This window comes from Streptomyces sp. NBC_01439 (assembly GCF_036227605.1).
Taxonomy (GTDB): domain Bacteria; phylum Actinomycetota; class Actinomycetes; order Streptomycetales; family Streptomycetaceae; genus Streptomyces.
This window is the reverse complement of the sequence record NZ_CP109487.1, coordinates 5,289,985-5,314,967: the sequence shown is the minus strand read 5'-3', so window position 1 is coordinate 5,314,967 and position 24,983 is coordinate 5,289,985. Positions and strand designations below refer to the sequence as shown.

Below are 24,983 nucleotides of genomic sequence, written 5' to 3'. Positions count from 1 at the left end.
TGCTCCTGGACCGCGCCCGCGCCCGCGACGGACGGCCTGCGTGCCCGACGGTTCCTTCCCGCCGGACCCTGCGGGCCTCACCGACCCGGTCCTCGTTCAGTAGCACTCTCAACCGGAGAGTGCTAACGCCAATGATTAGCACTCGACCCCTCCGAGTGCAAGCGGCTTGCGCTGTTACCGGGCCACTACCGGGCACACCACGAGGGGCCCCCATCCCGTGTCCAGGATGTGGGCCCCTCGTGTGTGTTCCAGGTCTTCACTGAAGACCGTGCGTCGGTGGTCGATCGCTCCAGGACTAGCCGAGTGCGAGCTTGACCATGTCCGCCTGCGGACCCTTCTGGCCCTGCGAGATCTCGAACTCGACCCGCTGACCCTCTTCAAGGGTGCGGTACCCGTCCATCTGGATGGCGCTGTAGTGGACGAACACATCCGCACCACCGTCGACCGCGATGAAGCCGTAGCCCTTCTCCGCGTTGAACCACTTGACGGTGCCCTGAGCCATGCCTAACTCCCCTATTACTGGCCCTTGCGCAGGAACGCACTTCACGATCCCGGGTCAGAACTTGCGTCGGAACGCGTCGACCGAGGCTGAATGTATCTGCGCGGATGCTGTCTGCAACAGGTCAATCCGATGAGAAATCTAGACACCGAGAAACATTGAAATAGAGTGAAAATTTGCCATACTCCCGGGCAACTCGGGCCTGACATATCTCGCCAAAGCCCCATACCGCACTCGCATGTTGGCTCGATGTCGACCCTTGCGCGGCCCGTTCATATGCAGGGGGCAAGAACAGCGGAGGGGACTTCCCCAACCCTACCGTGCCCAATCAAGCAGAATTGCCCCCTCCGCTTTAGCGGAGGGGGCAATTTCGTTTTGCGCGTGTCACCGGAGCGGTGACCGGGGGGATCCGGTGGGGATCCGGGGAATCAGCAACCGCCGGCGACGGCCGGAATGATCGAGACGCCGGCGCCGTCCGGCGTCGCCGCCTGCAGCCCGCCCTCGAAGCGCACGTCGTCGTCGTTGACGTAGACGTTCACGAAGCGGCGCAGCTTGCCCTGGTCGTCCAGGACCCGCGCGGCGATGCCCGGGTGGTTCTTCTCCAGGGACTCGATGACCTCGGCGAGGGTCGCGCCCTCGGCCGGGACCTCGGAGACGCCGCCGGTGTAGGTGCGCAGGATGGTGGGGATGCGGACGTTGACGCTCATGGCGCTACTGCCTTTCCGGGTGCAGGAGGAAGAGGATCAGGCGAGGCCGGCGGCGCGGAACGCGTCCAGGCTCGGGCGGATGGTGGCGGTCTGCCCGCTGTCCGCGGCCACCGCCTCCAGGGTCTTGAGGCCGTCACCGGTGTTGAGGACGACGGTGGTGAGCGTCGGGTCGAGCTGCCCGCCCTCGATGAGCTTCTTCGTCACGCCGACGGTCACGCCGCCCGCGGTCTCGGCGAAGATGCCCTCGGTCTGCGCGAGGAGCTTGATGGCCTCGACGACCTGCTCGTCGTTGACGTCCTCGACGAAACCGCCGGTGCGGCGGGCGATGTCCAGGACGTACGGGCCGTCCGCCGGGTTGCCGATCGCGAGGGACTTCGCGATGGTGTTCGGCTTCTGCGGGCGGACCACGTCGTGACCGGCCTTGAAGGCGGTGGACACCGGGGAGCAGCCCTCGGCCTGGGCGCCGAAGATCTTGTACGGCTTGTCCTCGACGAGGCCGAGCTTGATGAGCTCCTGCAGACCCTTGTCGATCTTCGTCAGCTGCGAGCCGGACGCGATCGGGATCACGATCTGGTCGGGCAGCTGCCAGCCGAGCTGCTCGCAGATCTCGTAGGCGAGGGTCTTGGAGCCCTCGCCGTAGTACGGACGCAGGTTGACGTTGACGAAGCCCCAGCCCTCGCCCAGCGGATCGCCGATGAGCTCGGAGCAGAAGCGGTTGACGTCGTCGTAGTTGCCCTCGATGCCGACCAGGTCACCGCCGTACACACCGGCCATGACGACCTTGCCCTGCTCCAGGTCGTGCGGGATGAACACGCAGGAGCGGAAGCCGGCCCGGGCGGCCGCGGCGCCGACGGCGCCGGCCAGGTTGCCGGTCGAGGAGCAGGACAGGGTGGTGAAGCCGAAGGCGCGGGCGGCCTCGACGGCGATGGCCACGACGCGGTCCTTGAAGGAGTGCGTCGGGTTGCCGGAGTCGTCCTTGACGTAGAGCTTGCCGGTGATGCCCAGCTCCTTGGCCAGGTTGGCCGCGTCCACGAGCTTGGTGAAGCCGGGGTTCAGGCTGGGCTTGGACGCCACGTCCGCGGGGACGGGCAGCAGCGGCGCGTAGCGCCAGATGTTGTTGGGACCGGCCTCGATCGCGGCGCGCAGGGCCTCGGGGTCGCCGGTCGGCAGGTCGTAGGCGACTTCCAGCGGTCCGAAGCATTCGGCGCACGCGAAGATGGGGCCGAGCTCGAAACGGGTACCGCACTCGCGACAGGAAAGGCCGGTGGCGGGTCCGAGATCAACAGAGGTGGCGACAGTCTGTGCAGCCATGATGGCGAGGCCCTTTCTCCTCATCTTCCCCATGGCGCACTTCGCCATGAGACGGAATTGGCACCTTCCCTAGCCGGGGACCTCGCTGACGAGCGCTGACGCGCGATCGCGAGAACCGACTGGAGGGTTGCCGGGGCTTCAACGGGCCGTGTCCCTCTGCCCCTCTGGATGAGCGGTATGGCACCGGCACACGCGCTCTATGGCGCGCCGGTGCGTTTGTGCGCGGGACCCCCGGCATGCGGTGGTCCTTCGCGTTGTTCAAGACTGTAACCGAAGGCTCGCGCGACTGAGACAGGCGTCCGAACCGCGAGATGGATCACATAAGGGCGAATATCGCCGACACGCAGGGAGTGCTGAGGGTGCTGGAAGAGGTGGAGCGATGGCTGGCCGACCGCTCCTGGTCCGCCGCCGACCGACCGCTCGACCAGCTGCTCGACCGGAAACGGGCGGCCGGGACCACGGTCAGCGTGGTGCTGCCCGCGCTGGACGAAGAGGCGACGGTCGGCGCGATCGTCGAGGTCATCCGGCGTGAGCTGATCGAGGGACTCCCGTTCCCCCTGGTGGACGAGCTGGTCGTCATCGACTCGGGCTCCGCCGACCGGACCGCGGAGGTCGCGGCGAAGGCTGGGGCCCGGGTGGTGCACCGCGACGAGATCCTGCCCCGCGTGCCGGCACTGCCCGGGAAGGGCGAGGTGCTGTGGCGCTCGCTGCTGGCCACCGACGGGGACGTCGTCTGCTTCGTCGACGCCGACCTGCGGGACTTCTCCGCCGCCTTCGTCTCCGGCATCGTCGGCCCGCTGCTGACCGACCCCGACGTGCAGTTCGTCAAGGCGATGTACGACCGGCCGCTGGGGGACACCCCGGGCCAGGGCGGCCGGGTCACCGAGCTGGTCGCCCGCCCGCTCCTCAACCTCCACTGGCCGCAGCTGGCCGGCTTCGTGCAGCCGCTGGGCGGCGAGTACGCCGTACGCCGCTCCCTGCTGGAGCAGCTGCCGTTCCCCGTCGGCTACGGCGTCGAGCTGGGCCTGCTGGTCGACGCGCTGCACACGGTCGGGCTGGACGCGCTGGCCCAGGTGGACGTGGGCGTACGGCTCCACCGCCACCAGGACGGGCAGGCGCTGGGCCGGATGGCCGCGGCGATCTACCGCACCGCCCAGGTCCGGCTCTCGCGCGGGCACCTCGTACGACCGGAACTCACGCAGTTCGAGCGCGGGCCGGAGGGCTTCCGGCCGCGGACGTACCCGGTGGACACGGAGGAGCGACCGCCGATGGCGGGCATCGAGGAGTACGCACTGCGTCGCGTGGCGTGAGCGAACGTACGGTTTGAGCGGGTGCGGGCCGGGCTAGGTTGGCGGCATGGCTTCCCAGGTGCTCGTCGCCGCGAACCGCGGCCCCCTCTCCTACGCGCTCGCCGAGGACGGGACGCTCAGCGCCCGGCGCGGCGGGGGCGGTCTCGTCTCCGGACTCTCCACGGCCCTCGCCGAGCAGCCGGAGGCGCTGTGGATCTGCGCGGCGCTGTCGGACGCGGACCGGGAAGCGGTCCGCCGGGGCGCGTCCGAGCCGGGCGTCCGGATGTTGGATATCGATCCCACGATGTATGACGACGCGTACAACGGAATCGCCAATTCTGTGCTGTGGTTCACACATCACCACCTCTACGACATCCCGCGCGAACCGGTCTTCGACGCCGAGTTCCACCGGCGGTGGGGGTCGTACCGGCGCTACAACCGGGCCTTCGCGCAAGCCCTCGCGGACGAGGCGGCGGAGGGCGCCCGCGTTCTGGTGCAGGACTACCACCTGGCGCTGGTTCCGGGGCAGTTGCGCGAGCTGCGGCCGGATCTGAAGATCGCGCACTTCACGCACACGCCGTGGGCGTCGGCGCCCTTCATGGACATGCTCCCGGACACCGTCCGCAAGGAGCTGGTGTGGGGGATGCTGGGGGCGGACCTGCTGGGCTTCCACACCTCGAAGTGGGCGAACGGCTTCATCGACGGCGCGGACATCGACGACGCGAGCGGCATCGCGAGGGGCGAGAAGCCGGCCGGTGTGAGGCACAAGAAGAGCGGCGCCGAGAAACGGTTCACGCGGGTGTCCAGGTATCCCCTCGGAGTGGACGACGCCGAGCTGCGGGAACTGGCGCACCGGCCCGGGGTCGACGACAAACTGGCGCAGCTGCGGGCCGAGGTCGGAGACCTGAAGACGATCGTCCGCGTGGACCGCACGGAACTGTCGAAGAACATCCTGCGCGGCCTGCTGGCCTACCGGGAGCTCCTGACCCACTTCCCCGAATGGCGGGGCCGAGTGGTCCACCTGGCGTCGGCGTACCCGTCGCGGCAGGACCTGAGGGTGTACCGGGACTACACGCAGTCGGTGCGGGATCTGGCGGCGGAGATCAACGCGGAGTTCGGTACGGCGGAGTGGCAGCCGGTGCTGGTGTCGGTGAAGGACGACTTCGAACGCTCGCTGGCGGCGTACCGGCTGGCGGACGTGGCGCTGGTGAACCCGGTGCGGGACGGGATGAACCTGGTGGCGAAGGAGATCCCGGTGGTGTCGGAGGCGGGGTGCGCGCTGGTGCTGTCCACGGGGGCGGGGGCGTACGAGGAGCTCCGCCAGGACGCGCTGAAGGTGAACCCGTACGACGTGACGGAAACGGCCGTGGCCCTGCACGTGGCGCTGTCCATGCCGGCGGCTGAGCGCGCGGAACGCACCAAACGCCTCGCGGCAGCGGCGACGGCCCTCCCACCGGCGGCCTGGTTCGAGGCCCAGCTCTCGGCCCTTGCCTGAACCGGGCTCTGCCCGGACCCGGTCCTCAAACGCCGGACGGCTGGAAAATCCAGCCCCGCCGGCGTTTGAGGCGCACCATCCAGCCCCGCCGGCGTTTGAGGCGCGGGGGTTCGGGGGCTGGCCCCCGACCACGGCGCCGCTGCCGGGGCTCCGCCCCGGACCCCGCTCCTCAAACGCCGGAGGGGCTGAACTTCAGCTTCGGATGGCTTCGGCCAGGGCGGCCAGGAAGGCGGCGACCGGGCCCGGGCCCGGGAGGACCAGGTCGGCCCGGGCGGCGAGCTCCGGCACCTCCGCGGAGCCACTGCACACCAGCAGCCCCGGCAGGCCGTCGGCCCGGCCCTTCTCCACGGCCGAGAACGCCGCCAGGTCACCCAGGTCGTCGCCCGCGTACAGCACTGCCTCCGCGTCCCGCTCCGCCAGGAACTCGGTCAGGGCGACGCCCTTGTCCATGCCGGGGGGCCTCAGTTCCAGCACCGCACGCCCCGGCTCGACCATCAGCCCGTGCCGCGCCGCGAGCTCCGCCAGCGGCTCCCGCAGCGCCGCGAAGGCCGCCGCCGGGTCCGCCGCCCGGCGGGTGTGCACGGCCAGTGCCCGGCCCTTCTCCTCGATCCAGGTGCCGCGCCAGGCCCCGATGGAATCCAGGAACCCGGGCAGCTCCGCCCGGACCGCCGCCACCCCGGGGTGCTCGGCGGGCGCGTGGACGATGCCGCTGACCGCGTCCCACCGTTCGGCTCCGTAGTGGCCGAGGACGACCAGGTGCTGCAGGCCGGGGACGCCGGCGAAGCCCCCGTAGCGGACGGCGACGCCCGCCGGCCGTCCGGTGATCACCGCCACCGAGTCGACCTCGGGGGCGAGTGCGGACAGGGCCGGGACGGCTCCGGGGTGGGCTCGGGCCTGGTCCGGGTCCGGGACGATGTCGGCGAGGGTGCCGTCGAAGTCCAGGGCGACCACGGACCGGCGGGGTGCGCGGAGCAGGGCTTCGAGTCCCTCGCGTCCGGCTGCGGTGACGGGCATCGGCAGGTCGTGCGGATGACTCCCCATACGCACGACCCTAACGGCCGGGCGGTGCCACGGCTACGGCTATCGCCGGGCTCGCTGGGCCTCTCGGATCCTGCGCAGCCGGTTCACCGTGCCCGGGGCGTGCGCCAGGGCCCGCGGGTCGTCCATCAGTGCATTGAGCAACTGGTAGTAGCGGACGGGGGTCATCCCCAGCCCTTCCCGGATGGCCCGTTCCTTGGCTCCGGGCCCGGGCCAGGTGCGTCCCTCGTACGCGAGCACCGCGGCCTCCGTGGCCGTCAGCTGCCCCTCGTCCGTCATACCGCCAGATTAACGCCGCGCTCTGACACCCGGCCCGCCGCCACCGGTCAGCGCGGGTCGGACGCGCGGGCGGCCCTGGCGATCTGCTCCAGCACCTTCGCGGGCTGTCCGCCGGGCTGGACGGTCTTGCCGATGTTCTGCTTGATGTCCTCGCTGACGCCCGCCCAGGACTTCTTGCCGACCGGGTACAGCCGGGAGCTGGGCAGTGCCGTGAGGAAGGGCTTCAGCTGCGCGGACGAGCCGCCGGTGGCGGCCTGCTTGGCCTGGTAGCCGCTGGTGGTGGCGGGCAGCAGGTCGTACTTCTCGGTGAAGGCCGTCACGTTCTTCGGCTGGTACAGGAAGTCCAGGAACTTGCCGGATTCCTGGCGGTGGCCGTTCTTGAAGGCCATGATCCAGTCCGCCACGCCCATCGCGGGCTGGTCGCTGCCGTCGGAGGTGGGCAGCGGCACCATGCCGAACTTCACACCCTTGGCCGCGGCCTGCTTGAGCAGTGTCGGGTGCCCGTTGAGCATGCCGACCTCGCCCTTGGTGAAGCCGTCGAAGGCGGCCTGCCGGTCCAGCTTGCCGGGCTCCACGGGGCCGGTCAGCCCCTGGCCGACCATCTTGTCCCGCAGGAACTCCAGCGCCTTGACGTTGGGGGCGGAGTCGATCGCGTACGACTCCTCGTTGTCGGTGTAGCCGCCACCGCCCGCGAGCATCCACATCATCGTCTCGGCCTGCGCCTCCTCGCGGCCCAGCGGCAGCGCGAAGGGGGTGGGCACGTTCGCGGCCTTGAGCTTCTTGGCCGCGGCTTCGAGGTCCGCCCAGCTCTTCGGCTGCCATCCCTTGGCGTCCTTGCCGATCACACCGGCGTCGGCGAGCAGCTTCTCGTTGTAGAAGAGCAGCCGGGTGCTGGAGACGAAGGGCATGCCGTACTGGACCTGCTTGACCTTGCCGGCGTCCGCGAGCGGCCCGAGGAAGTCGGCCTCGGTCTTCACGGAGAGCAGCTCTTCCGCCGAGTACAGCTTGCCGGCGGCCGCGTAGTCGGAGTAGGCGCCGATCTGGGCTATGTCGGGGGCCTTGCCGGCCTTGACCATCTCGGCGACCTTGGCGTCGACCTCGGACCAGGAGTAGACGCTGACCTCGACCTTGGTGCCCGGGTTGGCCTTCTCGAAGCCCGTGGCGAGGTCCTTCCAGTACGCCTCGGAGGAGTTCTGCGGATTGTCCCCGTAGTCAGCCGCCACGACCCGCAGGGTCACCTCGTTGTCTCCGGTGAGCCCGTCGAGGGCTCCGCAGCCCGTCAGCGTCACGGCAGTCAGGCACAGCACGGCGCCGGACGCGGCCAGGCTCAGGTAACGGCCCTTCACAGTTCTCCATCCACGACTTCTTGTACGTACGATCCACGTAAGGTCTACACCACTTTGGCGGCTCGTCCACATCGAGCTCCCGACCCGGGTCCCGAATTTGTATGGCCGCTCAACAATCTCCCTCATTGGACTAGACCTTTCCCCGCCGAGCACGCGAGACTGTCTCTGTGAAACCCGTGAAACACGTCATCGCCCTCGATGTGGGCGGCACCGGGATGAAGGCCGCCCTCGTCGCCGAGGAGGGCAACCTGCTCCACGAAGCGCGCCGGGCCACCGGCCGCGAGCGGGGCCCCGACGCCGTCGTCGAGACGATCCAGGACTTCGCCGCCGAGCTGCTCGACATCGGCCGGGAGCGCTTCGGACGGCCCGCCTCGGCCGCTGGCATCGCCGTCCCGGGCATCGTCGACGCCGAACACGGGATCGCCGTCTACGCGGCGAACCTGGGCTGGCGCGACGTACCGATGCGCGCCCTGCTCAGCAACCGCCTCGGCGGCATCCCCGTGGCCCTCGGCCACGACGTGCGCACGGGTGGACTCGCCGAGGGCCGCATCGGCGCCGGCCGGGGAGCCGACCGCTTCCTCTTCGTCCCGCTCGGCACCGGCATCGCCGGAGCCATCGGCATCGCCGGCCGCATCGAGGCCGGCGCCCACGGCTACGCGGGCGAGATCGGGCACATCGTGGTGCGCCCGGGCGGCCCCGCCTGCGGCTGCGGCCAGCACGGCTGCCTGGAGACCCTCGCCTCCGCCGCGGCCGTCAGCCGCGCCTGGGCCGCGGCCTCCGGCGACCCGGAGGCCGACGCCGCGGACTGCGCCAAGGCCGTCGCGTCCGGGGACGCGCGCGCCCGGGAGGTCTGGCTGGCCGCCGTCGGCGCCCTCGCCGACGGACTGGTCACCGCGATCACCCTGCTGGACCCGCGCACGCTGATCATCGGCGGCGGGCTGGCGGAGGCCGGGGAGACCTTGTTCACACCACTACGGACGGCCGTGGAGGAGCGCGTGACGTTCCAGCGGCTCCCCCACATCGTTCCGGCTGCCCTCGGGGACACCGCCGGATGCCTGGGCGCAGGTCTGCTCGCCTGGGACCTACTCGCCACGGAGGTACCTGCCTGATGTCCGGAAGCGCGCACAGCACTGTTCTTTCGGGCGCCAGGGTGGTGCTGCCCACCGGAACGGTGGCGAACGGCAGAGTCATCGTCGACGGCGACCGCATCGCCGGCAGCGCCCACGAGGGTGCGCTGAGCGTCGACCTGTCCGGGCACTGGATCGTCCCCGGCTTCGTCGACATGCACAACCACGGTGGCGGCGGCGCCTCGTTCACCTCCGGCACCGCCGAGGACGTCCTCAAGGGGGTCCGCACCCACCGCGAACACGGCACCACCACCCTGGTCGCCTCCACCGTCACCGGGGACCTGGACGAACTCGCCCGGCGGGCCGGGCTGCTCGCCGAACTGACGCAAGCGGGCGAGATCGCCGGCATCCACTTCGAGGGGCCGTTCATCAACCCCTGCCGCAAGGGCGCCCACAAGGAGGACCTGCTCCGCGACCCCGACCCGGCCGAGGTCCGCAAGCTCATCGACGCCGCGCACGGCGCCGCCCGCATGTTCACCCTCGCCACCGAACTGCCGGGCGGCCTGGACTCCGTACGACTGCTCGCCGAACACGGGGTCATCGCGGCGATCGGCCACACGGACGCCACGTACGAGCAGACGCGCGCCGCCATCGACGCGGGCGCGACCGTGGCCACCCACCTCTTCAACGCGATGCCGCCCCTCGCCCACCGCGAACCCGGCCCGATCGCCGCGCTGCTGGAGGACGAGCGGATCACCGTCGAGCTCATCAACGACGGCACCCACCTGCACCCGGCGGCACTGGAACTGGCCTTCCACCACGCGGGCGCGCACCGCGTCGCGCTGATCACCGACGCGATGGACGCGGCCGGCTTCGGCGACGGGACCTACCACCTCGGCCCGCTGGAGGTCGAGGTCAAGCACGGCGTGGCACGGCTGGTGGAGGGCGGCTCCATCGCCGGATCGACACTGACCCTGGACACCGCCTTCAAGCGCTCGGTGACCCTCGACAAGCTGCCGGTGGAGTCCGTGGTCCAGGCGATCTCCGCCAACCCGGCCAAGCTGATCGGCCTGTACGACGAGATCGGCTCGCTGGAGCCCGGCAAGTACGCGGACCTCGTCGTGCTGGACGCCGCGTTCGACGTCAAGGGAGTCATGCGCCGCGGCGAATGGATCGTCAGCCCGCCCTCCTGACCGCCGGTCTGACGGCCGGGCGGCTGTGCGGAGGGAACCGGGCGACCCCGGAACCGGGCCGACCGCCCGCTCCCCCGGCTACCGCTGGAAGGTACCCCCTGGCATGATCCCGGCAGCATCAGACCCGGGAGTACCCATGATCCTTACCGTGACGCTCAACACGGCGCTCGACGTCACGTACCGCGTGCCGCGGCTGCTCCCGCACGCCTCGCACCGGGTCTCCACCGTCACCGAACGCCCCGGCGGCAAGGGGATCAACGTCGCGCACGTCCTGGCCGCCCTCGGGCACGAGGTGACCGCGACGGGCTTCGCCGGCGGCCCCGTCGGCTCCGTCGTACGGGAGTTGCTTGCGCAGTCGTCGGGGGCGGTCGACGCCCTGGTGCCCTGCGCGGGCAACACCCGCCGCACGGTCGCCGTCGCCGACGCGACCTCCGGCGACACCACGCAGTTCAACGAGCCGGGCCCGCAGATCACCGCCGCCGAGTGGGCGCGGTTCCTGGCCCGCTACGAGGACCTCGTGCGCGGCGCCCGCGCGGTGGCCCTGTGCGGCAGCCTCCCGCCGGGCGTGCCGGTGGGCGCGTACGCGCTGCTCGTACGGTCGGCCCGCGCGGCCGGGGTGCCCGTACTGCTGGACACCAGTGGCGAGGCCCTGCGCCGCGGAGTGGCCGCCCGCCCGGAGATCATCAAGCCGAACGCCGCCGAACTGGCCGAGCTCACCGGATCCCGCGACCCGCTCCCCGCCACCCGCGACGCCCGCCGCCGGGGCGCCCACGCGGTGGTCACCTCGCTCGGCCCGGCCGGCCTGCTGGCCTGCACCGCCGAGGGCGCCTGGCGGGCGGCCCCGCCGCACCGACTGTCCGGCAACCCGACCGGAGCAGGCGATTCCGTGGTCGCCGGCCTGCTGTCCGCACTGGCGGAGGGCCTGGACTGGCCGGAACGCCTCACCCGCGCGGTCGCCCTCTCGGCGGCCACCGTCCTCGCCCCGGTGGCGGGGGCCTTCGACCCCGGCGTCTACGAGGAGTTGCGACACTCCGTGCGCGTCACCGACGGTGACTGACCGCTCCGCGACGAAGACTGAACATCCGTCACGGTGCCGTGTGGACGACGCCCTTGACTGCAGCACGACGGAAACAGGCCCTGCCGCACGGGTGCGGCAGGGCCTGATGTGTCTCCGGGGGCGTCCGTCCCCGCCGTCAGCGCCGTCAGCGCTTGTGGCCCGAACCCAGCTCCAGCTGGTCGAAGACGACGTCGCACTGGTTGCCGGCCTCGCACGAGATCCTCATCGTGTTCGTGCCCTTCTTGAGGGTGATGAACGCGAAGGTGCGCGTCCAGCCCTTCTCCCAGGCGCCGTCCGCCGCCTTGGCGAAATTGTCCAGGTTCAGCGACTGGTTCGGGCTCTGCCCGTTGACCGTGAGGGTCGCCTTGCCGGGCTTGCCGGGAACGCCGTAGTTGACGAACAGCGTGTATTCACCCGCCTCCGGCACGTCCACCGTCCAGGTGAGCGCCGCACCGGTCTGGTTGAAGCCGGCGACGTACTGGCCGCCCGAGCTCTTCGAACCGGGCACCGTGCTCTCCAGCCGCGCACCACCGGTCAGCACCATGCCCGCGCCGGCCGCCTCGCCCTTGGGGAGCGGGGCCTGCGAGGGCTTCGGGCTGCTGCTCGGGGCCGGGCTGGCCGGGTTCTGGGGAGCCGCCGACTGCTGGCCGTCGTTCGCAGTGGGCTGTTCCCCACCCTTGCCCTTGTCCTTGTCACCGAACTGCAGGGCGGCGACGATGCCGATCACGACGACGGCGACGACCGCGACGGCCGCGATCAGCAGACCGCGACGGCTGGAGCCACCGCCGCCGCCACCGTGACCGCCCGGGTGCGGAGTCGCCTGGGTCTGGTGCTGCGGGGGGTGCGCCTGCTGCGGAACGCCGTAGCCGCCGGCCTGGAGCGCTTCGGGGGCCTGGTACTGGGCCTGGTAGCCCGGGCCCTGCTGCGGGACGGGTCCGCGCTGGCCGCCGTTCCTGCGCTCGCCGACCGTCCGCACCTGGTGGTGCGAGGTGCGCGGGACGCCGGGCTGGGGACCGTGGTGACCGCCGGCCGACGCGCCGGGGTAGCCGTATCCACCGCCCGATGCGGGCGGGGTGGCTCCGGCCGCCTGGCCGTCCTCGTAGAGGTAGCCGAACGGATCGTCGTCCTCGGGCTTGTTCGCCCCACCGTACGGGCCGTTGTTCGCGGGCGTCGTCATCGCAGGTCACTCCTTTCGACCCCCGGGAGCCTACCCCGAACAGGTGCGCCCACGAGCGGCAGACCGCCTCATCCCGCCCGGCGATGGGCCTTCGACCGGGACCTTTTCTCGATGTACATCCGTTGATCGGCGGAGCGCAGCACCTCGTCGGCGGACATCCCGCAGCTGGCCCAGCCGATGCCGAAACTGGCCCCGACACGCACCGCACGGCCGTCCACCCGGATCGGCGGGATGATCGCGTTGCGCAGCCGGACGGCGAGGTCGGCGGCGTCGGCGGCGCCCAGGCCGTCGGCCAGGACGACGAATTCGTCACCACCCAGCCGGGCGACGGTGTCACCGTCCCTGACGCCGGTCGTCAGCCGCCGGGCCACCTCGATCAGGACCGCGTCGCCCGTGTGGTGCCCGAACCGGTCGTTGATCGACTTGAAGCCGTCCAGGTCGCAGAAGAGGACCGCGAGCCCCTTCGTCCCGTCGTCGACGTCGGTCGCGGGCGCCACCGTGTGCACGTGGTGGTCGTACGGGCCGTCCGACGGGGCGGGCGGCGCCCCGGGGAATTCGAAGGGGTCGGCCCCGGCGTACCGGTCGGGGCCGTCGGCATGAAACCCGTGCTCACCGGCACCACCCGCCTCCGCCCCCACCGGGTGCCCGTCGTACCCCGCGTGCGCCGCATGCCCCCCGTGCGGCCCGTGCGCGGCGTGCCCGTCGTATCCGTCGCGCCCCTCGAAGGCCGCGTCCAGCGCCTCGATCGCGCTGGCCCGTACGGACTGTGGCCTACGGCACAGCCGGGCGCCGAGCCGGGCCCGCAGCTCGGCACTGTTGGGCAGGCCGGTCAGCGAGTCGTGGCTGGCGCGGTGGGCGAGCTGGAGCTCGTGCCGCTTGCGCTCCTCGATGTCCTCGACGTGCGTGAGCAGGAACCGGGGCCCGTCGGCGGCGTCGGCGACGACGGAGTTGCGCAGCGAGACCCATACGTACGTGCCGTCGCGGCGACCGAGCCGCAGCTCGGCGCGGCCGCCCTCGGCGGAGGTGCGCAGCAGGGTGCCGATGTCCTCGGGGTGGACCAGGTCGGAGAAGGAGTAGCGGCGCAGGACGGAGGCGGGCCGGCCGAGGAGGCGGCACAGCGCGTCGTTGGTCCGCAGGAGCCGGCCGTGCTGGTCCCCGCCCATCTCGGCGATCGCCATGCCGCTGGGCGCGTACTCGAAGGCCTGGCGGAACGACTCTTCGCTGGCGCGCAGCGCCTGCTGCTCGCGCTCCAGCCGGACGAGGGCGCGCTGCATGTTCGCCCGGAGCCTGGCATTGCTGATCGCAATCGCCGCCTGGAAGGCGTACATCTGGAGCGCTTCGCGGCCCCAGGCGCCGGGCCGGCGGCCGTTGCGCGGTCTGTCCACCGAAATGACACCCAGAAGTTCCCCGCCGGACGCGTACATGGGTGCGTAGAGCCGGTCCTCGGGGTGCCACTCGTCCTCGAACCGCGGATCGGGGCCGTCGGTGTGCCACTGGGGCACGTCGTCCTCCATGAGGACCCAGCCCTCGGTGTGCGGGATGAACCTGAGCCCGTCCCAGTTCTCACCCATCGTCAGGCGGCGCTCCCAGGAGGCGCGGGAGCCGACGCGGCCGGTGATGAGGGCCTCCGCAGCAGGATCGCCGGCGAAGGCAGCGACGACGAGATCACCGTCCGGGCGAACGAGGTTGACACAGGCGAGTTCGTAGCCGAGCCCCACGACGATGCCGTCCACGACGGTCTGCAGGGTGTCCGCCAGGCTCCGGGCCGTATTGAGCTCGGCCACCACCCGATGCAGCTGCCGCAGGGTCGCAAGACGGACGTACGGCTCCGACTCGGTCTCCATTGCTCGCTCTCCCCGAGACCTCGACAGCAACTCCAGGTTTGTCATCGGCGTTTCGTTGCGGTGTCCCGTCCACTGAATCACAGTGAGCTGTGCGGCAGGTACACAGGGTCAACAAATCTTGCCCTCTGTGACTCAAGTCACATCAGGTGAATATCGGTGCGCAACGGGCCCGTACACCGACTGGGAGCGCTCCCCCACATTCTCGAGAGCAAACGATACGCCCGGGCCTAGGCCAAGGGGCGGGGGCGCGACTCGGACCAGGGCCCGATGTGCGGCGCGGAAGGGCGAGATTAGCGTTTCAGCGTGCTGAAGACGACCCCCGTACCCGCCCCGTCCCACGGAACCCCGCATGCTGAGGGAGTGAGCAATGACGAGTTCCGGGCCGCGATGTCCCGGCTGGCGGCGGGCGTGTGCCTGATCACCGCGCACGAGCCCCCACTGGCGGCGGACGGCCCGCGCGGCGAGGACGTCGGCATGACGGCGACCGCCTTCATGTCCGTGTCCCTGGACCCGCCGCTGGTCCTGGTGAGCCTGCGCGAGGGCTCCCGGATGGACGACCTGCTGGCGGAACAGCCCCTGTGGGCGGTGTCGGTCCTCGCCGACCACCAGCTCCAGGTGGCGGGCCGCTTCTCGATGAAGGGCCGCATCAGCGACCGGCTGCTCTTCGCCGACCTGCCGTACGTCCGCGGCGAGGCCTCCGGGGCGCCGCTGCTGAACGGCGCCCTGGCCACCTTGGAATGCCGTACGGAGAACCGCGTCGAGGCGGGCGACCACACCCTGGTCGTCGGCCGGGTCCTCACGGCCGCCCTGCCGTCCCCGGACGGGCAGCCGCTGGCGTACTTCCGCGGGCGCTACCGGCACCTGGGCGCTTAAGACGGGCACGGGCGGGACTACCAGTCCCGGCCCGTGCGGCCGCGCTTGGTCTCGGCCCGCGCCTTCTTCTCGCGCAACCGGCGCTCATTGATCCCGCGCGGGATCTTCGTCGGCCGGCGCTGCTTCGGCGGCGGCGCCGTCGCCTCGGCCAGCAGCGAAGCCAGCCGGACCAGCGCCATCTCCCGGTTGCGCAGCTGCGAGCGGTGCTCGGAGGCCCGTACGGTCACCACCCCGTCCACCAGCTTCGCCGCGAGCCGCTCCAGCGCCCGCTCCTTCCACACCTCGGGCAGCGCCTTGGTGGCCGCCAGGTCGAACAACAGCTCCACGCGCGAGTCCGAGGTGTTCACGTGCTGACCACCCGGCCCCGAGGACCGCGAGAACCGCCAGGCGAGCTCCCCCTCGGGAAGCACGACGGAACCGCGGATGACATAAGGACCAGGCATGCCCCTATGATCCGCCCCCGGCGCGGCCGCCGTCACCCGTATTTACCGCCTCCGCATTCGACACCCGGAGATTCCCCGTCACAGACAATTCACGACGGGAACCCGACCGGCCTCTCGTCGCGTTATAGGGGGCAGCGGTAGTTTGACCGCCTGTACGTGCATGTTGGATGAGGAAAGGGACAATCCCATGGCTGTCAGCCTGTCCAAGGGCGGCAACGTCTCGCTCTCGAAGGAGGCCCCGGGCCTCGCTGCCGTCACGGTCGGCCTCGGCTGGGACGTCCGTACGACGACCGGTGTCGACTTCGACCTCGACGCCTCGGCCATCGCGGTCAACCCGACGGGCAAGGTCGTCTCCGACGGCCACTTCGTCTTCTTCAACAACAAGTCCACCCCGGACCAGACCATCGTCCACACCGGTGACAACCGCACCGGCGAGGGCGCGGGCGACGACGAGGCCATCAACGTCAACCTCGCCGGCCTCCCGGCCGACGTGGACAAGATCGTCTTCCCGGTCTCCATCTACGACGCCGAGGCCCGCAGCCAGAACTTCGGCCAGGTCCGCAACGCGTACATCCGCGTCGTGAACCAGGCCGGCGGCGCCGAGATCGCCCGCTACGACCTCTCCGAGGACGCGGCGACCGAGACCGCCATGGTCTTCGGCGAGCTCTACCGCAACGGCGCCGAGTGGAAGTTCCGCGCCGTCGGCCAGGGTTACGCCTCCGGCCTCACCGGCATCGCGCAGGACTTCGGCGTCAACGTCTAAGACCGCCCGGTCCGGCACCCGCCGGACAACAGCGCTGGTGAAGCCCCCTCCCGGCCGTCCGGGGAGGGGGCTTCGCTACCGTTCGACAGGTGATCCTGCAACCGCTCGTCCCCGTCGACGGCGCCCTTCCCGGCCCGGTGCTCACCGAGATCGCCGCTCTCTACTCGACGAACCACGCGTTCTTCGAACTCAGCGGAGACTTCCCCGATCCGGACCGCATCACGGTCGAACAGGTCGCCGCCGCGCTCGCCGGTGAACTCGCCCACGACAGCGCCGAGGTGCTCCTCGCACGGTCCGCCGGACGCCTCGTCGGGCTGGCCGCCACCCTCGCGCAAGCACCCGCCGCCGACGACCCGGACCCGTGGATCGGCCTGCTGCTCATCGACGCCACCGCGCACCGCGAGGGGTACGGCCGCACCGTGGCCACCCTGGTCGAGGACCGCTTCCGCGCCGCCGGACGCGCGGGCGTCCGCATCGCCGTACTGGACAACAACCCCGAGGCCCTCGCCTTCTGGCAGTCCCAGGGGTACGTCACCCTCCGCAAGGCCAAGGACCGCGAGCTGGGCCGCGACTGCACCGTGCTGCGCAAGCCGCTCGAAGCCCCGTAGCGGACCGGGACGCTACTTCGGCCGGTCCTTCCCGTACACCCACACGTCCCAGACCTCCTTCAGGTCCTGCCCGGTCTTCTTCTCGGCGTAGGCGGTGAACTCGGCTGTGTTCGCGTTCCCGTGGCGGTGGTCGGTGGCCCAGCCGCGCACCAGGTCGAAGAACTTCTCGTCGCCGACCTCCTGGCGGATCCGGTGCAGGGCCATCGCGCCGCGGTAGTACACCGGAGCCGCGGTGATCTCCTCGGGCCCGGGCGGGGAGGCCGGCGGGAAGGCGTCCCAGTCGACACCGGCGTCCCCGTCCACGTCCGTGTCGCCGGCCAGGAACGCCTCGAAGTGCTGCTGCGCCGTGGGCCCGCCGTGGTCCTCGGCCCACAGCCACTCGGCATAGGTCGCGAAACCCTCGTTGAGCCAGATGTCCTTCCAGGACTTCGGCGACACCGAATTGCCGAACCACTGGTGCGCGAGCTCGTGCACGACGAGCTCCTCGTCCTCGGGCGCACCGGAGTAGACGGGCCGGCCCTGGGTCTCCAGCGCGTAGGTGAGGGTCCCGGCGGGCACCACGATCGCACCCGCCGTGGCGAAGGGGTACGGGCCGAACCGGCCCGCGCTCCAGTCCACCATCTCCGGCAGCCGCGTGAGCGGACCGGTGCTCGCGGCCTCTTCCCCGGGCGCCACGGCACTGTAGAGGCCGATCCCCGAGGGCGTCCGCCCGGTCGTCACCCGGTACCGCCCGACGGCGGCGGTCGCCAGATAGCTCGCCATCGGCTCCGGACTGTGCCACGCGAAGACGGTCCGCCCGTCCGCGTCCTCGGTACGGGAGCGCAACTCTCCGTTCGACACCGCCTCGTAGCCGCGCGGAACGGTGAGGGTGATGTCGTACGCGGCCTTGTCGCTGGGATGGTGGTTGCCGGGGAACCAGGTCATCGAACCGACCGGCTCGCCGACGGCGACCGCACCGTCCTCCGTGGTGATCCAGCCCTCCTTGGCGCCGTCCGGATCCGCGAGGGACTTCGGCTTCCCGCTGTAGTCGACCTCCGTACGGAAGACCTCGCCCTTCTTCAGGTCCTCGGCGGGGCGCACGGTCAGCTCGGTGCCGGTCCGGTTGTACCGGGCCCCCTCGCCCTGGACGGTCACGCCCTGGACGTCCAGGCCGCTGAGGTCCAGGTTGAAGGAGCTGAGCGCCTGCTCGGCGCGGGCCGTGATCACGGCCGTGCCGTGCAGCTGCCCGTCGGCGGGGTCGTAGTCCAGGTCCAGCGCGTAGTGGTCGACCTGGTAGCCGCCGTTCCCGGCCCGGGGGAAGTACGGGTCGCGCAGCCCCGACGCACCCGGCCGCCCCTGCACCGTTTCCCCCGTACACCCCGTGGTGAGGGCGAGCAGGACGGCGACGGCAGGGGCGGCGAGGCGGGAGAGGGCACGGAGTTCCACGCACTCGATCCTAGGCGGGCCGGCTCCGCGGGTTACTTGCCGAGCGCGTCCACGCCCGCCTTGGCGAACTTCTCGTCCAGGTCACCGCTCGGGGCGCCGGCCACGCCGACACCGGCGACGGGCGCGCCGTTCGCCTGGACCGGGGTGCCACCACCGAGGAAGAGGGTGCCGGGGATGTCCTTCAGGTTCGGGGTCTGGGCGAGGCGGCCCACGAGGACCGAGGTCGGGGCGTTCCAGGACACGGCGGTGAAGGCCTTGCGCTGCGCCGACTCGTAGGACTGCGGACCCGCGCCGTCGCCGCGCAGGGTGACGATGGTGTTGCCGTTGCGGTCGACGACCGCGACCGTCACCTTCTGGTTCTCGGACTCGGCGGCCTTCAGCGCGGCCTGGGCGGCGCGGGTCGCGGCATCGACGGTGAGGTGCGTCGTCGTGGTGAAGTTCTTGTCGCCCGCCCCGTCCTTCTTCGAGGAGACCGAGGCGACGGACGCCGAGGCGACGTCGGAGGCGGGGGTCGCGCTGGCGCTCACGGCTCCGAAGGTTCCGGCGCCCAGGGCGACGGCGAGGGCGGTACCGGTGAGAACGCGGGTGCGGGTGTTCATCTCTGCTCCTGAGAACGGTGGCACGGGTGCGCGGGGGCACGGGGCACGGGGTCGGCACGGGGCGCTCCGGGCCGGTCGGACCGGCTCCTTCACTGCTCCAAGCCTCGGCCCGGAACCCCCTGCGCCCCGTCCCCGTACCGGCTCGCCCCGCCCACCGGACCGGATGACCCCGGGGTCATCCGATCGGTCGATGCGGCCCGCCTCCAGCGAGGTATTTCCTGGTCAAGACCCCCTCCACCCCCACAGTCGCCCCCTCCCGCAGCCCGCCGCCGCCGGCCCCTCAACCCCGCCGCTCCCGCAGCCCCGCAGGCCCCTTCCAGCCCTGCCGGCGCTTAGGGCGCGGGGCCCGGGGCGGGGCCCCGGCAACGGCGCCGCGGGCGACAATGAACGGACCCTTCGCAAACCAGGAGCAACCGGTGAGCCACCCCGCCAGCAACCCGGACACCCGAACACTGGCCACGGTCGCCCACACCGCGTTCTTCCTCCTCCTCGGCGCCTCCCTGATCCGCTTCCTCCTCCGCCACCCCGGCGAACCCCGCACCCCGTGGATCATCGCCCTCAGCATCACGCTGGCCCTGCTCTACGTACTCGGCCCCGCCCTCGGCGCCGCCCCCACCGCCCGGCGGCTGCTGTGGCTCGGCCTGGTCGTCACCACCTGGATGGTCCTGGTCGTCCTCGCGCCGAGCTTCGCCTGGTGCGCGGTACCGCTGTTCTTCACCGCCCTGCGCACCCTCCCGCCGCGCGCCGCCATCGTCCTCGTGGCCCTCCTCACCGGCTTCGTGGTGATCGCCCAGCTCCAGCTGGCCAAGTCCTTCGACCCCAACCTGCTGCTGGCCCCGCCCGCCGTCGCCGCCCTCGCCACCGCCGTCTTCGTCCACATGGAACGCCAGGCCCGGGCCCAGCGCACCCTCATCGACGACCTGATCCGCACCCGCCGCGAGCTGGCGGCCACCGAGCGCCGCGAAGGCACCCTCGCCGAACGGCAGCGGCTGTCCATGGAGATCCACGACACCCTCGCCCAGAACCTGTCCAGCCAGCAGATGCTGCTCCAGGCCGCCGACCGCACTTGGGAGACCGACCCGGCCACCGCCCGCGCGCACGTCCGTACCGCCACCGGCATCGCCGCGCACGGCCTCGCCGAAGCCCGCCGGCTCGTCCACGACCTGGCCCCGCCCGAGCTCGCCGATGGAGCCGGCCTCGCCGAAGCCCTGCGCTCCCTCGACGCCGGCCCGGACATCGAGGTCCGGTTCCACCTCGAAGGCACCGCGGCCCCGCTCCCCGACCGCGTCCAGTCCGCCCTGCTGCGCATAGCCCAGGGCGCGCTGGCCAACGTCCGCGAACACTCCGGCGCGCGCACGGCCGCCCTCACCCTGAGCTTCCTGGGAGACCAGGTCGTCCTGGACGTCGCCGACGACGGCCACGGCTTCACGGAGCCCCGCACCCGCACCCACACAAGCACCGGCACCGGCACCGGCACCAGCACCGACACCCGCTCCGGCTCCGTCGACCGCGGGCACGGCCTCCCGGCCATGCGGGCCCGCGTCCGCCAGCTCGGCGGCACCCTGACGATCGAATCCACGCCGGGCGAGGGCACCGTCCTCTCCGCGGCCATCCCCCTGGAGCCGGCCCCATGACCACGATCCTCCTCTGCGACGACCACGTGGTGGTCCGCGCCGGGCTCCTGGCCCTGCTCGGCAGCGAGCCCGACATCGAGGTCCTCGGCGAGGCGGGCAGCGGCGAGGAGGCCGTCGCCCTCGCCGCGAAGCTCCGCCCCGACGTGGTCCTGATGGACCTCCAGCTGGGCGAGGGCATCGACGGCGTCGAGGCGACCCGCCGCATCACGGCGCTCCCCCGGCCCCCGCACGTCCTGGTCCTCACCACCTACGACACCGACGCGGACATCACCCGCGCGATCGGCGCCGGCGCCACCGGCTACCTCCTCAAGGCCGAACGCCCGGAGGAACTCTTCGCCGCCATCCACTCCGCGGCCCAGGGCCGCACCACCCTGTCCGCACCGGTGGCCAGCCGGGTCATGGCCCACATGCGCGGCACCCGCCCCACCCTGACCGACCGCGAACTCGACATCCTCGGCCAGCTGGCCCGGGGCCTGGGCAACCGCGACATCGCCCGCGCCCTGTTCATCAGCGAGGCCACCGTCAAGACCCACCTGGGCCGCATCTACGACAAGCTCGGCGTCGACACCCGCGCCGGCGCGGTCTCCGTGGCCAAGGAACAGCGCCTCCTGCCCTGACACCCGAGGTGAACGCCCCCGGCACCCGTGACACCATCAGCTACGTGCTCGACATCGGCTACTCCCTCTCCCGGCGCTTCCCGGACCCCCCGCAGACCGACTACCGCTCCGCGGACGTCCACGCCCTGCGGCACGACCTGTTCTGCGGGGACGTCTACCTCGCCGACACCAACGCGGACCGGGAAGTGTCCACAGCCTGGGGATGGGTGCCCGTACTGGACTTCGCGTGGGCCCTGTGCGACATCGTCGAGCAGCTCGACAAGGACCCCCGCGGCAACCGCTCCGCCCACCGGCAGTTCGCCGAACTCGACTTCACCGAGTCCACGGACCGGATGCTCTTCGAGCGCCGCTTCGGTTGGGTCGACGTCGAGGCCGACTGGATGCCGGCCGAGGAAGCCCCGCTGACCTTCAGCCACCGCCTGCTGCGCCGCGAGGCCCGCGACTTCCTGCACGACCTCATCGCTGACCTGATCGACATGCACGACGGCCTCGCCGACAACCCGGCCATCTGGACCCTCCAGGCCCGCTTCCCCCGCGTCCCGGCGTAGGCCGGCTCCCCCGGCCCGTCCCCCGGCCCGCCCTCCGGGGCGGTCAGTGCCGCGGCGGGCCCGTTGTCACCCCCGTCGGGCCGATCGGCCCGACCGGCCCGACCGGCCCGGCGGACAGGAATTCCCGGAACACCTGGCTGGAACGCGGGTTCTGCCCGCACTGCCACACACCGTGCGGGCAGTAGTCGGTGATGCTCTGGTAGAGCGGCTCGTGCTCGGCGAACCAGGCCAGCATGCCCCGCACGTACTCCGGATTGTCGCCGTGCCGGAACAGCCCCCATTCGGGGTACGAGATCCGCTTGCCGTGCGCCTTCGCGAAGTCGACCTGCTGCTGGAGTCCGTAGGGCTGGGTGACCTGCTCGTCGAAGGTCCGGCCGGGCTCCTGGTCGTAGGAGTCCATGCCGATGATGTCGACCACGTCGTCGCCGGGATAGCAGCTGGTCCAGGCGACCGCGTCCCTCCCGCGGTTGGGGGCGTAGTCGAAACGGAACCGCTGGCCCTCCACCGACCGCATGGCGGCCACGATGCGCCGCCAGTACGTCTTCCAGTTCTGGGGATCGGGACTGCACCGGTGGGTGTAGTCGAAGCCGTTCATCTCCCAGCCGAGCACGATCACCGTGTCCGGCACCCCGAGGTCGACCAGACGCCTCGCCAGCCGCTGGAAGTGGTGGTCGTTCGCACCCCGGGCGCCGGAGCGGATCAGCTCGGCGACCCGGTCGTCGGCAACACGGGCCTCGTTGTGTTCCTGCATGGGCACGTTCAGCACGAACAGCCGGTCGGCCTTCTCCTTTCGCCACCGTGCCCAGGCCTGCAGGAAATACGGTTCCCCCTCGATGTTCAGCCAGGTGTCGCTGGGCAGATAGGTGTGCCCGGCGCGCAGCTCGGTACCGCCGAGCCAGTGCGAGAGTTCTTCCATCCGCTCGACGCCGGGCGAGTCGTAGTGGAGATAGGCGCCCACGGCGACCCCCGTGACCTCGGCGCCCTCCGTCCCCGCGCTCCCTCCGGCCCCCTCCCGCAACGGCGGGCTCCCGAAGAAGCCCCCCACGACGAGCAGGCCGACGGCGACCGAACTGGCGCAGGCACCTGCCAACCAGCGGCTCCGACGGGACATGCCACCTCCACAGGCCTCGCGCACCGACGTCTCTGCCTGCGACGTTAAGCACCCCACCCGACACCCCGCCCGTCCAGGCGTCCGCCCGCTCGGCCATTCGCCGCAACCGCAGGGCCCGGGAGCAGCGCCCCGCTCTCCCAGCCCCGCCGGCGTTTGAGGCGCGGGGGCTCGGGGGGCAGCGCCCCCGGGCGGCGCCGCACCCGACCCACGGGCCCGCTACGGAACCACCCGCACCCCCAGCTGGGAAGCAAGCGCCGGGGCCAGGTCGAACAGCTGCGCCGGGCTGATCACCGCACCGGTCAGCGCATCCACCCCCCGCGCGATCTCCAGCACGGACGCCTCCCGTAGATCCACGTCCACCATCCGCACCCCGCTGAAATCCACCCCCCGCAGCACACAGTCCCGGAACTCCACCCGCTCCAGCACCGCTCCCGCGAAGTCCGGCTCCACCAGCACGCACCCCTCGAAGACCACGTCCTTGAGGCGCGCCTTCCGCAGGTTCAGGTAGTCGATCTTGCCCCCGTGGACCACCACCCGCTCCAGCACCGCCCCGTGCAGCTGCACCCCGCCCAGCCGCGCGTCCACCACCTCCACGTCCCGCAGCGAAGCCCCCGACAGGTCCGTCCCCACCCCCCGGACCCCCTCCAGCACCGAATCCAGGACCCTCGCCTTCGCCAGCCCCGCCTCGTCCAGCGCACACCGCCGCACCGCGCAGTCCATGAACCGGGACCCGATCCCCTCCTGCCCCACCAAGTCGAGATCCGCGAACTCCAACCCGTCGTAGTCCCCGTCCGGCTCCAGCCCGTCCCCCTCCCACACCGTCAACTCGGGCAACCTCAGCTCCGGCCGCCGCGCCGCCCTGACCGTCTCCTGCTGCCCTTTGCGCGCCATGCCCCCATCGTGAACCAGCCCACTGACAACAGCCGCCAAAGCCGGCCCTTGACCTCAACCGCGCTCGAGGTCGCACCGTGGTCGTCATGCCCACCATGCGAGCCATCCGCCTCCACGCCTTCGGCCCCGCCGAGAACCTCTCCTACGAGCACACCGACGCTCCCGTCCCCGCCCCCGGTCAGGTCCGCATCGCCGTCGCCGCCGCCGGCGTGCACCTCCTCGACACCAGCCTCCGCCAGGGCATCCAGGGCCCGCCCGCCCCGCTCCCCAAGCTCCCGACCATCCCCGGCCGCGAGGTCGCCGGCACCGTCGACGCCCTCGGCCCCGGCACCGACCCCGCCTGGCTCGGCCGAACCGTCGTCGTCCACCTCGGCTTCGCCCCCGGCGGTTACGCCCAGTACGCCGTCGCCGACGCCGACCGCCTGCACCCCGTACCGCCCGGCCTCGACCCCGCCGAAGCCGTCGCCATGATCGGCACCGGCCGCACCACCCTCGGGATCCTGCAGTTCGCCGACCTCGGCCCGGACTCGGTCGCCCTGGTCCCCGCCGCCGCCGGCGGCATCGGCACCCTCCTCGTCCAGTACGCGGTCAACGCTGGCGCCACCGTCATCGCCCTCGCCGGCGGCCCCGCCAAAACCGCCCGGGCCGCAGCGAACGGCGCCCACCTCGCCCTCGACTACACCGACCCCACCTGGCCCGACGCCGTACGCGCCCACCACCCCGACGGCGCGACCGTCCTCTTCGACTCCGTCGGCGGCGAAACCGCCCGCACCGCCCTCGGCCTCCTCGCCCCCGGCGCCCGACACCTCGTCTTCGGCTGGTCCGGCGGCCCCCTCCACCTCACCGACGCCGAACGCGCCGACCTCGACGCCCGCGCCATCACCACCCGGAGCGTCCTCGGCCCCACCATGCTCCAGCAGGTCGGCGCGCCCGACCCCCTGCGCGTCCTGGAAACCCGCGCCCTCGCCGAGGCCGCCGCAGGCCGCCTGCGCCCCGCCCTGACCCGCTACCCGCTCGCCGAGGCCTCCACCGCCCACCACGACCTGGAAACCCGCGCCACCACCGGCAAGGTCGTCCTGGAACCCTGACCGCCCCGCCCGTGTCCGCAACGGGGGCACGGCACGGAAGTAGTAGGCGAGACGACCTACAGGCGACGGCCCGGCACGTGC

At 71.7% G+C, this 24,983-nt stretch carries 25 protein-coding genes and 1 riboswitch; of the genes, 12 read left to right on the top strand and 13 right to left on the bottom strand.

The features are described from left to right. Positions 1-295 precede the first annotated feature (295 nt). From OG207_RS23950 to thrC, 3 genes are all read right to left on the bottom strand, one after another. Entirely contained in the window at positions 296-502 is a 207-nt protein-coding gene (locus OG207_RS23950; RefSeq protein WP_030009783.1) for a cold-shock protein, read from the bottom strand. Between the two features lie 425 nt (positions 503-927). Next, positions 928-1,206, bottom strand: a complete 279-nt coding sequence (locus tag OG207_RS23945) for a MoaD/ThiS family protein (protein ID WP_329100660.1) — start codon at positions 1,204-1,206, stop codon at positions 928-930. A 36-nt stretch (positions 1,207-1,242) separates the two neighbouring features. Next, a complete protein-coding gene (gene thrC, locus OG207_RS23940; RefSeq protein WP_329100658.1) occupies positions 1,243-2,517 on the bottom strand; it encodes a threonine synthase in 1,275 nt (424 codons plus the stop codon). 17 nt (positions 2,518-2,534) lie between these two features. Next, positions 2,535-2,692, bottom strand: a riboswitch (SAM riboswitch). A 184-nt stretch (positions 2,693-2,876) separates the two neighbouring features. On the opposite strand from thrC, the gene OG207_RS23935 reads away from it, so the two are divergent. Both OG207_RS23935 and OG207_RS23930 read left to right on the top strand, forming a co-directional pair. Next, positions 2,877-3,827, top strand: coding sequence for a glucosyl-3-phosphoglycerate synthase (locus OG207_RS23935; RefSeq protein ID WP_329107817.1), 951 nt, complete (start codon positions 2,877-2,879; stop codon positions 3,825-3,827). Positions 3,828-3,873: 46 nt separating this feature from the next. Next, positions 3,874-5,301: an alpha,alpha-trehalose-phosphate synthase (UDP-forming) gene (locus OG207_RS23930; protein ID WP_329100656.1), complete on the top strand. Its 1,428-nt coding sequence runs from the start codon at positions 3,874-3,876 to the stop codon at positions 5,299-5,301. A gap of 192 nt (positions 5,302-5,493) precedes the next feature. Here the strand turns inward: OG207_RS23930 and otsB are convergent, their stop codons facing one another. From otsB to OG207_RS23915, 3 genes are read right to left on the bottom strand one after another with little or no spacing between them, the layout of a single operon-like run. Beyond that, positions 5,494-6,342 carry a trehalose-phosphatase gene (gene otsB / locus OG207_RS23925; protein WP_329100654.1) on the bottom strand — a complete coding sequence of 283 codons (849 nt, stop codon included), beginning with the start codon at positions 6,340-6,342 and terminating at the stop codon, positions 5,494-5,496. Positions 6,343-6,381: 39 nt separating this feature from the next. Further along, positions 6,382-6,618, bottom strand: a complete 237-nt coding sequence (locus tag OG207_RS23920; RefSeq protein WP_030031449.1) for a DUF3263 domain-containing protein — start codon at positions 6,616-6,618, stop codon at positions 6,382-6,384. Positions 6,619-6,665: 47 nt separating this feature from the next. Further along, positions 6,666-7,964, bottom strand: coding sequence for an extracellular solute-binding protein (locus OG207_RS23915; protein WP_329100652.1), 1,299 nt, complete (start codon positions 7,962-7,964; stop codon positions 6,666-6,668). Between the two features lie 176 nt (positions 7,965-8,140). On the opposite strand from OG207_RS23915, the gene OG207_RS23910 reads away from it, so the two are divergent. The 3 genes from OG207_RS23910 to OG207_RS23900 all read left to right on the top strand — a co-directional run bounded on the left by OG207_RS23910 (position 8,141) and on the right by OG207_RS23900 (position 11,281). Further along, positions 8,141-9,073 (top strand): ROK family protein, encoded by a 933-nt coding sequence (locus tag OG207_RS23910; protein ID WP_329107815.1) that lies wholly within the window; start codon positions 8,141-8,143, stop codon positions 9,071-9,073. Further along, positions 9,073-10,224: an N-acetylglucosamine-6-phosphate deacetylase gene (gene nagA / locus OG207_RS23905; protein ID WP_329100651.1), complete on the top strand. Its 1,152-nt coding sequence runs from the start codon at positions 9,073-9,075 to the stop codon at positions 10,222-10,224. Before OG207_RS23910 ends, nagA begins: the two co-directional genes overlap by 1 nt. Before the next feature lie 136 nt (positions 10,225-10,360). Further along, positions 10,361-11,281, top strand: coding sequence for a 1-phosphofructokinase family hexose kinase (locus tag OG207_RS23900; RefSeq protein WP_329100648.1), 921 nt, complete (start codon positions 10,361-10,363; stop codon positions 11,279-11,281). A gap of 145 nt (positions 11,282-11,426) precedes the next feature. On the opposite strand, the gene OG207_RS23895 is transcribed toward OG207_RS23900, so the two are convergent. Then, entirely contained in the window at positions 11,427-12,458 is a 1,032-nt protein-coding gene (locus OG207_RS23895) for a CBM35 domain-containing protein (protein ID WP_329100646.1), read from the bottom strand. Positions 12,459-12,526: 68 nt separating this feature from the next. Beyond that, the gene (gene cdgB, locus OG207_RS23890; RefSeq protein WP_329100644.1) at positions 12,527-14,302 is read right to left on the bottom strand and encodes a diguanylate cyclase CdgB; all 1,776 of its coding nucleotides are present in this window, start codon (positions 14,300-14,302) and stop codon (positions 12,527-12,529) included. A 303-nt stretch (positions 14,303-14,605) separates the two neighbouring features. Between cdgB and OG207_RS23885 the strand changes: the two genes are divergently transcribed. Next, the gene (locus OG207_RS23885; RefSeq protein ID WP_329100642.1) at positions 14,606-15,175 is read left to right on the top strand and encodes a flavin reductase family protein; all 570 of its coding nucleotides are present in this window, start codon (positions 14,606-14,608) and stop codon (positions 15,173-15,175) included. 17 nt (positions 15,176-15,192) lie between these two features. On the opposite strand, the gene arfB is transcribed toward OG207_RS23885, so the two are convergent. Further along, positions 15,193-15,618: an alternative ribosome rescue aminoacyl-tRNA hydrolase ArfB gene (gene arfB, locus OG207_RS23880; protein ID WP_030009237.1), complete on the bottom strand. Its 426-nt coding sequence runs from the start codon at positions 15,616-15,618 to the stop codon at positions 15,193-15,195. 187 nt (positions 15,619-15,805) lie between these two features. On the opposite strand from arfB, the gene OG207_RS23875 reads away from it, so the two are divergent. Continuing rightward, positions 15,806-16,381 (top strand): TerD family protein, encoded by a 576-nt coding sequence (locus OG207_RS23875; RefSeq protein ID WP_030009238.1) that lies wholly within the window; start codon positions 15,806-15,808, stop codon positions 16,379-16,381. Between the two features lie 89 nt (positions 16,382-16,470). Next, on the top strand, positions 16,471-16,989 hold the full coding sequence (locus OG207_RS23870) for a GNAT family N-acetyltransferase (RefSeq protein ID WP_329100640.1): 519 nt from the start codon (positions 16,471-16,473) through the stop codon (positions 16,987-16,989). 12 nt (positions 16,990-17,001) lie between these two features. On the opposite strand, the gene OG207_RS23865 is transcribed toward OG207_RS23870, so the two are convergent. Together OG207_RS23865 and OG207_RS23860 are read right to left on the bottom strand one after the other, a co-directional pair. Beyond that, positions 17,002-18,414 (bottom strand): M1 family metallopeptidase, encoded by a 1,413-nt coding sequence (locus OG207_RS23865; RefSeq protein ID WP_329100637.1) that lies wholly within the window; start codon positions 18,412-18,414, stop codon positions 17,002-17,004. Between the two features lie 32 nt (positions 18,415-18,446). Continuing rightward, positions 18,447-19,013: a GlcG/HbpS family heme-binding protein gene (locus OG207_RS23860; protein WP_329100635.1), complete on the bottom strand. Its 567-nt coding sequence runs from the start codon at positions 19,011-19,013 to the stop codon at positions 18,447-18,449. 383 nt (positions 19,014-19,396) lie between these two features. Here OG207_RS23860 and OG207_RS23855 point away from each other — a divergent pair, with 383 nt between their 5' ends. From OG207_RS23855 to OG207_RS23845, 3 genes are read left to right on the top strand one after another with little or no spacing between them, the layout of a single operon-like run. Next, a complete protein-coding gene (locus tag OG207_RS23855; protein WP_443072728.1) occupies positions 19,397-20,647 on the top strand; it encodes a sensor histidine kinase in 1,251 nt (416 codons plus the stop codon). Continuing rightward, the gene (locus OG207_RS23850; protein WP_030727513.1) at positions 20,644-21,264 is read left to right on the top strand and encodes a response regulator; all 621 of its coding nucleotides are present in this window, start codon (positions 20,644-20,646) and stop codon (positions 21,262-21,264) included. Before OG207_RS23855 ends, OG207_RS23850 begins: the two co-directional genes overlap by 4 nt. 44 nt (positions 21,265-21,308) lie before the next feature. Beyond that, the gene (locus OG207_RS23845) at positions 21,309-21,812 is read left to right on the top strand and encodes a hypothetical protein (RefSeq protein ID WP_329107813.1); all 504 of its coding nucleotides are present in this window, start codon (positions 21,309-21,311) and stop codon (positions 21,810-21,812) included. Between the two features lie 43 nt (positions 21,813-21,855). Here OG207_RS23845 and OG207_RS23840 read toward each other — a convergent pair whose 3' ends face one another. After that, complete coding sequence (locus OG207_RS23840) at positions 21,856-22,923, bottom strand: glycoside hydrolase family 26 protein (RefSeq protein WP_329100629.1); 1,068 nt, start codon at positions 22,921-22,923, stop codon at positions 21,856-21,858. Between the two features lie 216 nt (positions 22,924-23,139). After that, positions 23,140-23,814, bottom strand: a complete 675-nt coding sequence (locus OG207_RS23835) for a pentapeptide repeat-containing protein (protein ID WP_329100627.1) — start codon at positions 23,812-23,814, stop codon at positions 23,140-23,142. Between the two features lie 95 nt (positions 23,815-23,909). Here OG207_RS23835 and OG207_RS23830 point away from each other — a divergent pair, with 95 nt between their 5' ends. Further along, on the top strand, positions 23,910-24,902 hold the full coding sequence (locus OG207_RS23830) for a zinc-binding dehydrogenase (RefSeq protein WP_329107810.1): 993 nt from the start codon (positions 23,910-23,912) through the stop codon (positions 24,900-24,902). The last annotated feature ends 81 nt before the right edge of the window (positions 24,903-24,983 follow it).